This is a genomic window from Flavobacterium sp. LC2016-01 (genome assembly GCF_009711135.1).
GTDB lineage: Bacteria > Bacteroidota > Bacteroidia > Flavobacteriales > Flavobacteriaceae > Flavobacterium.
Genome location: NZ_WMIC01000006.1, coordinates 144,362 through 158,471, shown reverse-complemented (window position 1 = coordinate 158,471; position 14,110 = coordinate 144,362). Strand labels below are relative to the sequence as shown.

The 14,110-nt window shown below is 35.2% G+C and carries 12 protein-coding genes and 1 tRNA gene; 5 read left to right on the top strand and 8 right to left on the bottom strand.

Going from position 1 to position 14,110, the window contains the following annotated elements; all coding sequences use genetic code 11:
* The first annotated feature begins 82 nt into the window (after positions 1 to 82).
* Together GKZ88_RS13725 and GKZ88_RS13720 are read left to right on the top strand one after the other, a co-directional pair.
* A complete protein-coding gene (locus GKZ88_RS13725) occupies positions 83 to 748 on the top strand; it encodes an ATP-binding protein (protein ID WP_230392524.1) in 666 nt (221 codons plus the stop codon).
* Positions 732 to 1,382 carry a response regulator transcription factor gene (locus GKZ88_RS13720; RefSeq protein WP_155102930.1) on the top strand — a complete coding sequence of 217 codons (651 nt, stop codon included), beginning with the start codon at positions 732 to 734 and terminating at the stop codon, positions 1,380 to 1,382. The genes GKZ88_RS13725 and GKZ88_RS13720 overlap by 17 nt, the downstream gene beginning before the upstream one ends.
* A 1-nt stretch (position 1,383) precedes the next feature.
* On the opposite strand, the gene GKZ88_RS13715 is transcribed toward GKZ88_RS13720, so the two are convergent.
* Positions 1,384 to 1,896, bottom strand: coding sequence for an adenine phosphoribosyltransferase (locus GKZ88_RS13715; protein ID WP_155102929.1), 513 nt, complete (start codon positions 1,894 to 1,896; stop codon positions 1,384 to 1,386).
* 114 nt (positions 1,897 to 2,010) lie between these two features.
* Here GKZ88_RS13715 and GKZ88_RS13710 point away from each other — a divergent pair.
* Positions 2,011 to 2,084 (top strand) — tRNA-Arg (locus tag GKZ88_RS13710).
* Between the two features lie 487 nt (positions 2,085 to 2,571).
* Positions 2,572 to 3,522, top strand: a complete 951-nt coding sequence (locus GKZ88_RS13705; RefSeq protein ID WP_155102928.1) for a DUF2806 domain-containing protein — start codon at positions 2,572 to 2,574, stop codon at positions 3,520 to 3,522.
* A gap of 416 nt (positions 3,523 to 3,938) precedes the next feature.
* On the opposite strand, the gene GKZ88_RS13700 is transcribed toward GKZ88_RS13705, so the two are convergent.
* The 4 genes from GKZ88_RS13700 to GKZ88_RS13685 all read right to left on the bottom strand — a co-directional run bounded on the left by GKZ88_RS13700 (position 3,939) and on the right by GKZ88_RS13685 (position 7,770).
* Entirely contained in the window at positions 3,939 to 4,391 is a 453-nt protein-coding gene (locus GKZ88_RS13700) for an Lrp/AsnC family transcriptional regulator (protein ID WP_083694586.1), read from the bottom strand.
* Positions 4,392 to 4,616: 225 nt separating this feature from the next.
* Complete coding sequence (locus GKZ88_RS13695; protein ID WP_155102927.1) at positions 4,617 to 5,609, bottom strand: bile acid:sodium symporter family protein; 993 nt, start codon at positions 5,607 to 5,609, stop codon at positions 4,617 to 4,619.
* Between the two features lie 58 nt (positions 5,610 to 5,667).
* Entirely contained in the window at positions 5,668 to 6,699 is a 1,032-nt protein-coding gene (locus GKZ88_RS13690; RefSeq protein ID WP_155102926.1) for a methionine synthase, read from the bottom strand.
* A 30-nt stretch (positions 6,700 to 6,729) separates the two neighbouring features.
* The gene (locus tag GKZ88_RS13685; protein WP_155102925.1) at positions 6,730 to 7,770 is read right to left on the bottom strand and encodes a DUF1852 domain-containing protein; all 1,041 of its coding nucleotides are present in this window, start codon (positions 7,768 to 7,770) and stop codon (positions 6,730 to 6,732) included.
* 268 nt (positions 7,771 to 8,038) lie between these two features.
* On the opposite strand from GKZ88_RS13685, the gene GKZ88_RS13680 reads away from it, so the two are divergent.
* The gene (locus GKZ88_RS13680) at positions 8,039 to 8,668 is read left to right on the top strand and encodes a nitroreductase family protein (RefSeq protein ID WP_155102924.1); all 630 of its coding nucleotides are present in this window, start codon (positions 8,039 to 8,041) and stop codon (positions 8,666 to 8,668) included.
* A 313-nt stretch (positions 8,669 to 8,981) separates the two neighbouring features.
* On the opposite strand, the gene GKZ88_RS13675 is transcribed toward GKZ88_RS13680, so the two are convergent.
* The 3 genes from GKZ88_RS13675 to GKZ88_RS13665 form a co-directional block, all read right to left on the bottom strand.
* A complete protein-coding gene (locus GKZ88_RS13675; RefSeq protein WP_155102923.1) occupies positions 8,982 to 9,788 on the bottom strand; it encodes a DUF2490 domain-containing protein in 807 nt (268 codons plus the stop codon).
* A 191-nt stretch (positions 9,789 to 9,979) separates the two neighbouring features.
* Positions 9,980 to 11,557 (bottom strand): arylsulfatase, encoded by a 1,578-nt coding sequence (locus GKZ88_RS13670; RefSeq protein ID WP_155102922.1) that lies wholly within the window; start codon positions 11,555 to 11,557, stop codon positions 9,980 to 9,982.
* Between the two features lie 38 nt (positions 11,558 to 11,595).
* Positions 11,596 to 13,968, bottom strand: a complete 2,373-nt coding sequence (locus GKZ88_RS13665) for an arylsulfatase (protein ID WP_155102921.1) — start codon at positions 13,966 to 13,968, stop codon at positions 11,596 to 11,598.
* Positions 13,969 to 14,110: the final 142 nt, after the last annotated feature.

Sequence of the window (14,110 nt, the reverse complement as noted above, 5' to 3'; positions counted from 1 at the left end):
TGTTTTTTTAACTTTACTGATCATTTTGCTTGTTATATTCTTTTATTTCCTTAAAAAGAAAAACACTTATCTGGTTGAAAAAATGGAATCAGAGCTTTATTTTCAATCGGAATTAATTAAAACCAGAATTGAAATAAAAGATCAGACACTCAGCGAAATAAGCAAAGAACTCCACGACAATATAGGCCAAATCATTTCGGTAGGTATTATGCAGCTTAATATATACTTGAATGGAGGGAAATCGGTTAAAACCAATGAACTTCAAGACCTTAAAGAAATACTAGCCAAGTCATTAGATGAAATAAGGATTTTATCCCGAATTATAAATAAAGACAATTTACTGCAGAGTAATTTCATCGAAGCCATTAAACAAGATTTAGAGCGCATAAAAAAACTGAAAAATATTCAGTATAAATACAATCTTACGGGAGAAATTCCGAAGATTAATCAAGAACATGATTTGTTTATTTATAGAATTTTTCAGGAAGCGCTGCACAACAGCTTAAAACATTCTCACAGTGATTTATTTGAAGTAAACATCAGTACCGATACTGCTATTTTTCGATTAGAAATAAAAGATTTCGGAATTGGCTATGATGCGAGTCAGATAAATTCCGGGATAGGTTTAAACAACATGAAATTAAGAGCCAAATTAATTGGCGCTAAATTAATTATGGAGTCAAATTCATCAGGAACAACCGTAACTTTAGAATACCCCTTAACCCTAACCAATGAAACCCAACACTAAAAACCGAATTATTATAGTAGATGATCATCAGCTTTTTTCGCAGTCGCTGGAACTTTTAATCAACAGTTTTAAAGATTTTGAAGTAATAAATCGTTTTGAAAACGGCAAATTATTTGTAACATATCTGCAAGATCATCCCAGCACAAATATTGATTTAATTTTATTAGATGTGAATATGCCGGTTTTAGACGGTGTAAGCACGATGAAATGGATTAAGGAAAACAGACCCGACTTAAAGGTGATCGCGCTCTCTGTTAATGATGATGAAGAAATTATCATCAAAATGATTACAAACGGCGCCAAAGGTTATCTGCTGAAAGATACTTCACCCGAAATATTTAAAGAAGCCATAATCTCCGTTATTGAGAAAGGCTTTTATTTTACCGAATTAGTTTCAGGCATGCTGGTCAAAAAAGCAAACAGCGATTCTAAAAAAATCAATTTAAAAGAAAAAGAAATTGTTTTTATAAAACATGCCTGCACTGAAAAAACGTATAAAGAAATCGCTTCAGAAATGTGTTTAAGCCCAAAAACAATCGACGGTTATCGAGAATGTCTGTTTGACAAACTCGAAATCAAAACCCGAATTGGATTAGTTCTTTATGCTATTAAGAACAAAATTGTTTTGATTTAAATTAATAGGTAATGGCAGAAAATATAGGGTATTCTTTTATTTTTTCTCTTCCTTTCAAGAAAGATAATTCCATTAAAAAATTGCATTGTACAATTTCGCCTCCTAAACGTTCTACTAATTCGCAAACGGCTTTTGCAGTGCCGCCAGTTGCCAAAACATCATCGTGAATTAAAACGCGATCTCCTTTTTTAATGGCATCGGTATGCATTTCTAAGCTGTCTGTACCATATTCAAGCTCGTAAGAAGCTGAAATGATTTCATAAGGCAGTTTTTTAGGTTTACGAACCGGAACAAAACCGGCATTTAATTCCTGCGCTAATAAAATTCCGAAGAAAAAACCTCTGCTCTCCGCTCCTACTACTTTGTCAATTTTCTGTTCTTTTAAAGAATTTACTAGATCCGAAAGGCATTCTTTCCTTGCAATTGGGTCATTTAAGAGCGGTGTAATATCTTTAAATAAAATTCCTTCTTTTGGAAAACCCTGAATATCACGTATATAATTTTCTATCTTCATTTTTTTTTATTTTTATCTTATTTTATGTTTGTATATCTCACATTTATGTCTATCTTTGCACCCGCAATAAGCAATCAACAAAGCTAGTAAAAATTAGCTTAATGATAACAAAAAGGCCTCGTGGCGCAACTGAATAGCGCATCTGATTACGGCTCAGAAGGTTACTGGTTTGAATCCAGTCGAGGTCACTTCTAAAATAAAATAATCCCTATGTATTTGATACATAGGGATTTATTTTTTTGTGCTGGAATTACAATCTAAACCTTTCAAGAAACATAAATCCCTACAAATCAACACAATATAAATTTTATTAAGATTACAAATTATTATTTTTTATTTGTAACTACCCACAAACGTCCCAAACAATTAATTTGGGAATCATTACATAAAAATATTACTTTTAATAAAAAAAATAGACGATTTAATTAAATTGAAAGATCTTTAGGTATTAATATTAAAAAAAAAAAATAGAATTATACCCAAATCTTAACGTTAATTAGATTTTAACTGGTGTAGTAAGTATTGAAATTAATCAAGCTGAAAACTCTATTTTAATGGAACCTATAACAGATTATACAATGGAAGATCCCATCGGTTGGAGAGAATTATAGCGAACAAATTGAGAAGATTAAAGAGATTATTAAAATGCATTCATAATCAAAAAAAACTAATATCATGGGGGAAGGAAGTAATTTTAGCTTAGTGAAAATTGAAGGTAAGCCGCTTGAAAAATTAATTGAAGTAATTGGTCAAGGAATTGGAACTTTATATAGGCCCACTGCAATCCGAAAAGAAGCAAAAGCAAAAGCATTTGAAATTGAAGTCTTAGCAAAAGCGCAAGCAATAGCCAATGCTGAAGGCAAATTAATTGATTTGGAAACTCTCAATACAATTGAGCAAAAAATTATATACCAGCAGGTTAAAAAACAGAACAATATTGACAAAATTATTGATGTAGCATTCGACCAAGTTAGTCAAGAACCAGACGTTTCCTCTGAAAAAGTTGATCCAGATTGGACTACTCGATTTTTTAATATCGCTGAAGATATTTCTAATGATGAAATGCAAAAACTATGGGGAAGAATACTTGCCGGTGAAGTTAAAAAACCCGGTACATTTTCTTTACGAACTTTAGATCTTTTGAAAAATCTTTCAAAAGAGGAAGCATTAGTCTTTACAAAATTTGCCAAATTATTAATAAAATCACATCACACTAATTTTATTCCATTTGTAAATAAAGATTTTGTCTACAAACAACTTAATATACCATATAAGGAAATATTACTAATGTCTGAATTAGGCCTAGTAATTACAGCTCCAGACTTAGTTATGATTTCAAAAGGTAGTGAAAAAGATACAGGTACACTATTTGTAAATGGAGATACCGGTATATATGTTGAGTCACAGCCTAATAATTCCCAACATCACATCAATATTATTGCCTTTACAAAAACAGGTTCAGAATTAGCTACGTTAATAACTTTCGATTTCGATAAACAATATATCGAATATGTATGCGAATCGCTTTTAACACCTCAATCAAATATCAGATACGGAAAACTAGCAAATATTGAAGGAACTAATAAAGAACTTAGAGAAGCAATTGAGTACAAACTAAATTTTTAAGTATAACGTCCCAAAAATTCCCCAATAGATAATTATGATTACTGATTTACAACACATTAGCATAAAGGTTGATTTCCAGTCGAGGTCACAAAAAGAGACAACTAAAGAATAGGTGTCTCTTTTTTTTATACACAAACATGTAGGATTTTCAAGCCTTTACAGCTTAGCATTTTATGGTTCGATTTTTTCCAAAGGAATTCTTAGCCTGTTTGAAATAAACAATCTAAAAGTGGTGTTATTAGAGATTTAATCAAAGCTGAACGATGATTCGAAGTCCCGTTAAGGATATAGATTTTTTTTCTCTTTTGGTTTATCGCATTTTTTTGATGTTAAATATAAAATACTTCCAAAATGGACTTAATACATTTCTCTCAAAAAAGCTAAGGCGAATTTCAAATAAATAAACCATCGCGGAACTATCCATACATATTTTTTATCTCCGACATAACAAAGGTACTTTGGGTACTCCCTATACTTTCAACTGATCCCAATTTATTAAACACAAAATCCTGATAATGCTTCATGTCTTTGGCAGAAACTTTCATTAAAAAATCGTAATCTCCTGAAATATTGTAACATTCCACAACTTCTTCTATTTTCATAATATCACTAACAAACTGATTGCCAATATTACGATCGTGCTGTTTAAGTTTGATATTACAGAAAACGATGAATCCCCTGTTTAATTTTTCTGCATCAAGGAGTGCTATATACTTTTTAATATAACCACTGTTTTCCAATCTTTTAATCCTCTCAAAAACTGGCGATGCCGAAAGATTTACCATTTTAGCAAGCTCTTTTACAGTGTATTTAGAATTATCGTGAAGTATATTTAATAACTGAAGATCAATATCGTCTATTTGTTCCATAGAATATTACTTTAAACAGGTTTAATTTATTTTTAATCAGAATAAAATTCTTCAAATATAACCAAAAACAATACAAAAATCTTATTTCATACAAGTTAAAAATATAAAATACTGTAGCTTTCATCTTCGCAGTATAAAAATCTAAAAGGCATTATTTTATAGCAGGAAGCGTTATCCTGGTGCCCTTTATTGAAAAAAGATAAAGCGCCATGCCATAAATAAAAATTATACTTCTTTTCGTCGAGCCATACCCTGAGCGATGATACTAGCGGCAATCAATTGCAAGGCATGATAAAGCATGAGCGGCAGCAATACGATGCCGGTGATGGTACTGTGCTGAAAAAGTACTTTTGACATAACGGTGCCATGTACCAATGACTTTTTAGACCCGCAGAATAAAACAGTAATGCGGTCTTCTTCTGAAAAACCAAGCAGGCGGCTGAGTAGTCCGACACAAAAGAATACGGCAAAAAACAACGCCATCATCCCTGCAGCGAGTCCAGCAAGTTCAAGGGCGGTGAAGCCTTCAAAAAGATGTTCGGAAAATGACTTGCAAAACGACGTGTAAATAATCGTTAGAATAACTGCCTGATCGAAATATTTGAGCTGTTTCTTGTATTTTTCGGCAATGGCACCGAAACGGAAATTGAGGCTTATGCCAATGATGACAGGCAGCAAGACTTGAAAAATCAACTTTATGACGATATGAGCGATATCAAAATCGCCTGTCGCAGAAGCTATAAACAGCCCAACCCAGAGAGGCGTAACCACTACCCCGATCAAACTGGAAATGCTTGCATTGAAAATGGCTGCGGGAATGTTTCCCTTAGCGATGGAAACCATGACCACCGAAGAGGAAACTGTGGATGGCAATGCTGCCAGAAAAAATACACCCAGCCAAAGCAGCTCAAAGCCGTTATTGACAAACAACGGGCGAAATGCCAAAATAATGAGCGGAAAAAATAAAAAGGTTGTCAACTGGACAACAATGTGCATTTTCCAGTTGGATAGTCCGGCTTTTAGTTTCTCAACACTTAGCCGCATACCATAAAACAAGAAAATTAAGGAAACGCCAGCATTGGCAATCTCCTCCAGTGAAACAGGTTCTTTGACCATGCCTGGCTTTGGCAAAAAATAAGCCATCAAAATCATGGTGGCTATCATTAACAGGAAACCGTCGAACCCTGCTTTTTTTAATACTTCTAATAATTTCTTCAATGTGTTTTAAATATTATTCCTCCGTGGAGGCACGGACTTCATTATTAATATATTGAGACTAAATTCCAAGTTCTTTACGTATAATTTCTGCTCCTGCGCTTAAAGCACTTAACTTACCTCTAGCTACGTCTCGAGATAGCGGGGCCATACCGCAGTTTGTAGAAGGGTAAAGATTTTCGGCATCTACAAACTCAAGAGCTTTACGCAGGGTATCAGCTACTTCTTCTGGTGTTTCGATAGTATTGGTTGCCACATCAATAGCACCTACCATTACTTTTTTACCGCGAACAAGTTCCATTAAATTTAAAGGCACATTGGAGTTGTGACATTCTAAAGACACCACATCAATTTTAGATTTTTGAATTTTCGGAAAAATTTCTTCGTATTGTCGCCACTCCGAACCTAATGTCTTTTTCCAATCAGTATTTGCCTGTATTCCATAACCATAGCAAATATGAACCGCAGTTTGACAGTGTAAACCTTCAATGGCTCTTTCTAATGCTGCCATTCCCCAATCGTTTACTTCATCAAAGAACACATTAAATGCAGGTTCATCAAACTGGATAATATCTACTCCTGCGTCTTGAAGTTCTCTTGCTTCTTCATTGAGTGCTTTCGCAAATTCCCATGCCAATTTTTCACGGCTTTTGTAATGGTCGTCGTACAAGGTATCTACCATTGTCAGCGGGCCTGGCAATGCCCATTTTATAGGCTTGTTAGTCTGTTTACGTAAAAATTTAGCATCTTCAACAAAAACTGCTTTTTGACGTGCAACCTCACCTACAACCACTGGAACACTCGCGTCATAACGGTTACGGATTTTTACTGTTTTACGATTTTCAAAATCTACACCGCTTAAATGCTCGATAAAAGTCGTTACAAAATGCTGACGTGTCTGCTCACCGTCACAAATGATATCTAGATCTGCCAATTGCTGTTCCTGCAGAGAAATGCGTAATGCATCTTGTTTCCCTTCAAGTAGCTGATCGCCTTCTAATTTCCATGGTGACCAAAGTTTTTCGGGTGGCGCAAGCCAGGCAGGTTTGGGTAAACTTCCGACAATAGAGGTGGGTAATAATAATTTCTTCATAATAGTATAATTTTAATGCGTTTTAATCAATTAAAGGGTAAAATTAGCAGACCATTGTTCCAAGAGACTTTTGTAAGGCTTAATGAAATGCTCTTCTGCATATTTACCCTGTTCAACAGCAAGTCGGCTGCGCTCTTCGCGATCATAATCCACGCGAGTCAGCGAATAATCTTCGTGTTTAAGAGTAGGTTGATAGATTTTTCCAGCCACTGAATTTGCATTGTAAATTTCAGGGCGATAAATCTTCTGGAAAGTCTCCATCGTGCTGATTGAGCTGATTAGCCCAAGATCAGTATAATCAGCAAGCAGATCTCCGGAATGATAAAAAGCCATCGGTGCCACACTATTTGGAGGCATGAAAAAACGAACTTTTAAGCCCATTTTAGAGAAATATTCATCAGTGATAGAATACTGATCCTGAAGATACTCAAAACCCAGAACCGGATGCTGATACTCAGTGCGAGTATAAGTTTTGTTGCTCGATACACTTAGACAGATGATTGGTGACATCTTAAAGTGCTCTTTATAAGTTTCTGAACTCACAAAGCATTTATAAAGCTTTCCGTGCAAATCACCAAAATTTTCAGGAATAGAAAAACTAGCTTTATTTTTATTGTGCTCGGTCAATAAAATACTGAAGTCATAATCACGAACATAAGACGAAAAATTATTTCCGGCAATACCTTCGATACACTGGCTGGTCTTGCGGTCAAAAATATTTGTTTTTAAAACTTCAATCAGCGGCAGATTGTTACTACCATTCTTATCATCAATACTCATCGTTACTGTGATGATTTCAAGTTCTACAAGGTAACGATCCGCTTTTGGATTATCCAAATGAGCCAATGCGTTAAATCGATTGTTAATCATATTTAAGGCATTACGTAAGTTTTGCTGGCGATTAGCTCCTCTAGCCAAGTTTGCAAAATTGGTTGTCAAACGCGTTTGACTTGAGGGGTGATAGTTTTCATCTAAACAAGTGCTCTCTAATGTGAATGCAAAATTATTCTGGGTGTTTTCAATATCTTGCTTTTCGCTTATTCTTAAATCTTCTTGTATGTTCGCTTTCATTTGATGACAAGGTTTAGTTTTTTTACCCTGCAAATTTGAAAATAAAAGATTTAATATTTTACAAAACCAAAAAAATCAGATAATTATTCTTTTTTAATGCTATTTTTAAGATTATTAATCTTTTTATAAATATAATAACAAAGGAAAACAGATAATTATTCTTTAGAGAACTAGGATATGACTGATTTGAAGTTTATCATAGCAATTCAAGCCTCGAAAAACAAAACAAATAAATTTATATTTGCCAAAATTTAAGACAGACATAGCAATGAATTTGATAGAAAATTTGAAATGGCGCTACGCCACAAAAGCTTACAATAACATTAAAGTAACAGAAGAGAAGGTCGATCAGATTTTAGAGGCTATAAATCTTTCAGCATCTTCTTGTGGTCTACAATCTTACCGTGTTTTTGTTGTAAGCAACCCAGAAATTCAAAAAAAATTAGGTGCTGATTCGTATAATGGACAGATTAGCTCTTGCTCTCATTTGTTGGTTTTTGCTGCATTTAATGACATAACTTCGACTTACATTGACGATTACATGGCAATGACAGAAAAGCAAAGAGGTCTTGATGCTGGTGCCTTATCAGGGTTTAGAAATGGATTGCATTCTTATTTCAGCGCTATTAACGCAGAGCAAAAAGCACTTTGGGCGGCAAAACAGGCTTATATTGCACTAGGAACAGCACTTATTGCTGCGGCAGAATTGAAAGTGGATGCCACTCCTATCGAAGGATTTAATGCTTCTATTATCGATGCCGTTTTGGGTTTGAAAGAAAAAGGGCTGCATTCCGCAGTTATCCTTGCTTTAGGATATCGGGATTCGGAAAAAGACTATATGGCAGCTACGAAAAAAGTTCGTTTACCTATAGATGAAATGATAACGAAAGTTTATTAGTATTATAAGAATGTATATGTTTTAACATTTAACCTTGACAGGACATACAAACCATTTACTTATAAAAAATTAAAATAATTATCTTACAAATCAACTTAAAAGTAAGCTAATTTCTTTAAATCCTGCATAAAATTTGTATGAATTTGTATCTTAGAGGTCACTTATTATAAAAAACGCTAAACTAAAAATTTAGCGTTTTTTTTATGCCTTTTCATACTATTTAACTAGTTTGAACCTCCAATTATATTGAAGTTTATATATCCTGCAAGATGAAAGTTGATGATACTCTAAATAAAAATATAAATCTTTAAAATTAATCAGCACCTCCGTCGACACTGTCAAAAGTTTCCCGTTCCTTAGGTCGGATGCTGTATTTAACTGATACCATAGGGCCGTAATAAACATCGAACTGAGTACCGTTTGTGCGCAATTGCATTTGGCCAATTATACCGGCCAGAAAATGGATATTTGGTGTAATTCCCGCCGTGTAATAAACTGATAATCTGAAAATATCAAAATGTTCTTCTGCATAATCTTTTTTGGCAAACTTGAGCATTAATTCTGTATAGTAGCCTATGTTTGGTGCAAGAAATATTGGTTTTTCTTTACTCTGACGAAGATAATGATTCACTCCAAATCTTGCTCTGATTCTTGGCACCACCTGTTGCTGGCCAGTTCTGTCATCAAAAAATTTCGTTTCAAAACGCACTTGCTCAAATAATGATCCTTTAGGCATTTCTTGAGTATAAGTCCCCATAACAATAAGTCTGTTTTCAAGTGTTTCATAATTGCCCATTTCTTCTAAAGCATATTTTTGATTGTGTGCATAACCAAGCCACAATTTCATATTCTTTAAACCTGAGAATACGATCCAAGGTCTTACTACTTTACGCTGTGTATATTCAAACGGATTAGATGTATCGTAAGTTCCTTGCGTCACTAATTGAAAATCAACCTGACCACTTAAATGCCATTTATCGTATATGGGAAAAGCGATATCACCTTCTGTAATCGAAGCTGGGATAAAACCCATAGTGTAAGGTGCATCTTGTTGTGCGTACGCAATTGATTCACAAATAATACAAAATAGTATCGTAATGGCCTTCTTAAATTTATTCATCGTTTTTCTAATTAGAACCTTGTATATAATTTTATTTTATAATTGAAAAAGCATAGAAGCTTGCACGATAAAAAATAATGTTGACTTTAAATTATAAAACTCTTTCAATAAATTATAAATTTAAAATACACTTAATATCAAAATCTCCTCACTGCTTAGGAGTTTTTGTTTTTAGCGAATTTTTTAAAATATTATTCTGCGCCAGGTTTCTTTAAACCGATGTCTTTCATTGGATATTTTTGATAAGTAGCAAGATGTGCCGCAATAAGTCCCATTACGCCCGGAATTCCCCATTCAAAATAACGATGCCCTTGACTCAATTGTTCTTTTGGGTCGGCGTAAATATTATATACCCACGGACTCATTCCGATACTTTGAATAGTGGACTGATCCAGATTTCTTCTTGTAGCTGAAGTATTAAATACATTCATGTGCACTTTGTATTCCTGCCATCGGATAGCCATAAATTTTGTTTCTGAATACATGAAAACAGCATTTCGATTCGACAACCCTTTATCTGACAAAAAGAACGATAACTGATCTACTCCATCAATATAATTCGTTGAAGGAATTTTATCTAAAACTCCTGCTGCAGAAAGAGAGGTGTTAAACATATCACAAATGTCAAATAAACCATCACTAATACGTCCCGGAGCTATCATTCCTTTCCAGTATGCGATTCCTGGTACTCTAACTCCTCCTTCCCAAGTTGTTCCCTTTCCTCCTCTAAATGGTGTATAGCCACCATCTGGCCAAACATCTTCATTTGGTCCGTTGTCAGAAGTAAGGAATACTAAAGTATTATCATCAATTTTTAAATCTTGTAAAAGTTTCATCAATCTGCCCACAATATCATCAACTTCAACAATAGCATCTTTATACGGAATTGCAGCTGGACTTTTCCCTTTATAACCTTCAGATACATAGTTGTCATTATGTACTTTAGAAAAAGAATGAATCAAATAAAATGGTTTATTCTCTTTAACAGAACGTCTAATAAAATCCTCGCTGTAGTTGGCAAAAACCTGATCAACTTTAGAAAGTTCTTCAATATTAGATATTGGCTGTACTACCTTATTTTCTCCTCCCTTTACACCAGTTAAGATATTTTGGTCTACCATTTTTTTCACTGCAGCTAGTCGATCTGGTTTATTGATTAAATCAGGATAAATCCATTCGTTTACAAACTGCGCGTATTCAGACTGAACTGAACCAAATCCCAACCATTCATCATAACCAACTTCATTTGGAAGACTACCTTTGCTCTCGCCCAGGTGCCATTTTCCAGAAATAGCCGATTTATAACCGTTTTGAGAAAGTATTTTGGCAGTTGTATTTTCAGAAGCCCATGGATTTACTTTAGGATTCTCGCCAGTTAAAGTTGGTCTTGTTAACCCTGATCGCGCCGGAATTCTTCCTGTCATAATTGCAGCACGGCTTGGCGTACAAGTTGGTTGCGCATAGGTTGATGTAAGCTGTAAACCTTCATGAGCTAATTTGTCCATGTTTGGTGTTGGTGCACCAATGGCAACACCTCCGCCATAAACGCCGATATCTCCATAACCCATATCATCAATAAGAATGATCAGAATATTAGGTTTCTTTTTCAATTTACTCATTTTATCCTTCATTTCTTTATCCTGATCAGGATGCGGAATTGCAGGCTCTAAATATTCTTTTACCTTAACGGTTGGATTAAAATAATTCTGCTGTGCACTGATTTCAGTAACAAAAGCCAAAACTGCAAATAAAACAATGTACTTTTTCATAACTGTAGGTTTATAACTAAAATTCTTAATACTTAAAACTATTTCAAATCAATATTAACCTTATCAATTTTACCCGTAAACTTAAATGGAAGCTTGTACGAATATGCAACTGGAGATCCAGTATCTTCGCCAATTCCGAAAGTGTCGATTCCAAAACGAGCTGCAACTGTTTTATCAATACGGCCTTCTCCAACTAATTTATCATTGATATAAAGTTTTCCAGTTCCGCCTTTTCCAGTTCCTCCGCCATCATAAGCAAAATCAAATCGTACGGTGCTTTTTCCTGTCGGAAGTGATTCTTTTGAAGTAATGACGTAACGGGCTTCATCAAAATAATTATAATGATAAACCAGTTTTCCATTTTGTACATACAATACAAATCCTGCCGAACTTCCTCCTGAAGCGACAATAACACCACTATCCGATTTTGATTTTAGTTCAATTTCAGCCGTAATACTGTGTGATTTATTTTTAGTATTTGGAGAAGCGGTTTCTGCCAGTCTTATCGCGCCTGCATAAAAAGTAAAATGTTTGCGTTTAGGATCTGATGGCGTAGGTTTAGGAGAAATTAATCGGCCTGTACCTCTGTCATCTAATGGATAAACGTTGTATTTTTTCGCTTCTTCATCAAAAATTGCTTGCAGTTCCTTAAGCTTTTCAGGATATTTTTTAGCCAAATCAACTGATTCACTGTAATCTTTATCAATATTATAAAGTTCCCATTTGTCTTTATCCCAGTTTCCTGGTGCAAAATCCTGTCTCCATGGGAAAGTGTGTTGTGTCGCAGCAACCCAGCCATTATCATAAATTGCCCTGTTGCTGAAGATCTCAAAATATTGTCTAGTTCTAACCGGTTTTGCATTTTTATCTGTAAAAGTGGATAAGAACGAAACCCCATCCATAGGTTTCTGTTCAACACCATCAACCGTTTTTGGCGCTGGCAAATGAGAAGCGTCTAAAATTGTAGGAAGCACATCAATTAAATGAACAAATTGGCTTCGCATACCGCCTTTATCTTTTATTACTTTTGGCCAACTAACCACCATTGGATTTCGGCTTCCGCCAAAGTGAGACGCGACTTGTTTTACCCATTGAAAAGGAGCATTTCCTGCCCAAGCCCAACCTACAGGATAATGAGGTTCTGTATTAGGATTTCCGATTTCATCAAGATGTTTTAAATTGTCTGCCAAAGGAGTTGCTATTCCGCTCAATGCTTTTATTTCGTTGACAGTTCCTTCCATTCCTCCTTCAGAACTTGCTCCATTATCTCCCACAATATAAAATATTAGCGTGTTATCTGCATCAGGAAGTTTGCTGATGGCTTCTAAAAGTCGTCCTGTTTCATGATCGGCGAACGAAAGATATCCTGCATAATTTTCCATTAAGCGCGCAAATAGTTTTTTCTGATCTGCTGAAAGTTTATCCCAAGGCGTAACCCAGTCTGGTCTTGGAGTAAGTTTTGTTCCTGGCGGAATAATTCCCATTTTCAACTGGCGTTCATAAGTTTCCTGTCTTACCACATCCCAGCCTTTGTCAAACTGTCCTCTAAATTTTTCACGCCATTCTTTTGGTGCATGATGCGGAGCGTGTGCCGCTCCTGGAGCAAAATACAGCATAACAGGTTTTTGAGGTGCCACTGATTTGCTATACTCCAGCCAATTAATTGCTCTGTCCGTCATATCGGTCATGAAATGATAACCTTGTTCAGGAGATTTGTCTGGTTCCACAGCTTTTGTATTTTCAAAAAGAACTGGATAATACTGATGCGTTTCTCCGGCATTAAATCCATAAAAGTAATCGAACCCTAAACCCGTAGGCCAGCGGTCAAAAGGACCAGTAACAGAAGTTTCCCAGTCCGGAGTATTATGATTTTTTCCGAACCAGCTTGTGCTGTATCCGTTCCCTTTTAATATTCTGCCCGAAGTTGCCGTTGTTTTTGGAATCATACAATTATAACTCGGATATCCGGTTGCCCATTCGGCCAAAAAGCCCGAACCTGCATTATGATGGTTTCTTCCGGTTAACAAGGCTGCACGCGAAGGCCCGCAGATTGCTGTTGTATGAAATCGATTATATTTTAAGCCATTTGCTGCGAGTTTATCCAATTCTGGTGTAGGAACAGGCCCTCCAAAAGTACTTACTTGTCCAAAACCCACATCATCCAACATAATAATAATCACATTTGGCGCTCCCTGCGGAGGTGTAACCAGTTTTGGCCATTCTTCTTTTGAATCTTTATAGGTTTCTCCGATTTTACCACCAAAAGGAGGCTCAGGAATTGGAAGTATGGTTCGGTCTAATTCTCCCGAATCACTTTTTTCTGCTACTGAGTTATCTTTTTGAGATTGATTACAGCTGAAAAGAAATACAGCCAAAATTAACAGTAGTTTTGGGTAAGTAAAGGATCTCATAGTTATAAATTTTGTGACAAACACTAATTTACAAACATGGTAATTACAAAAAATTTTATTGATGTTGCAGATTATAATTTGCAACAAAGTTTTTTAAAACATTATATCCTTCCCTAAATTAAATCACAATTACGAACTATCT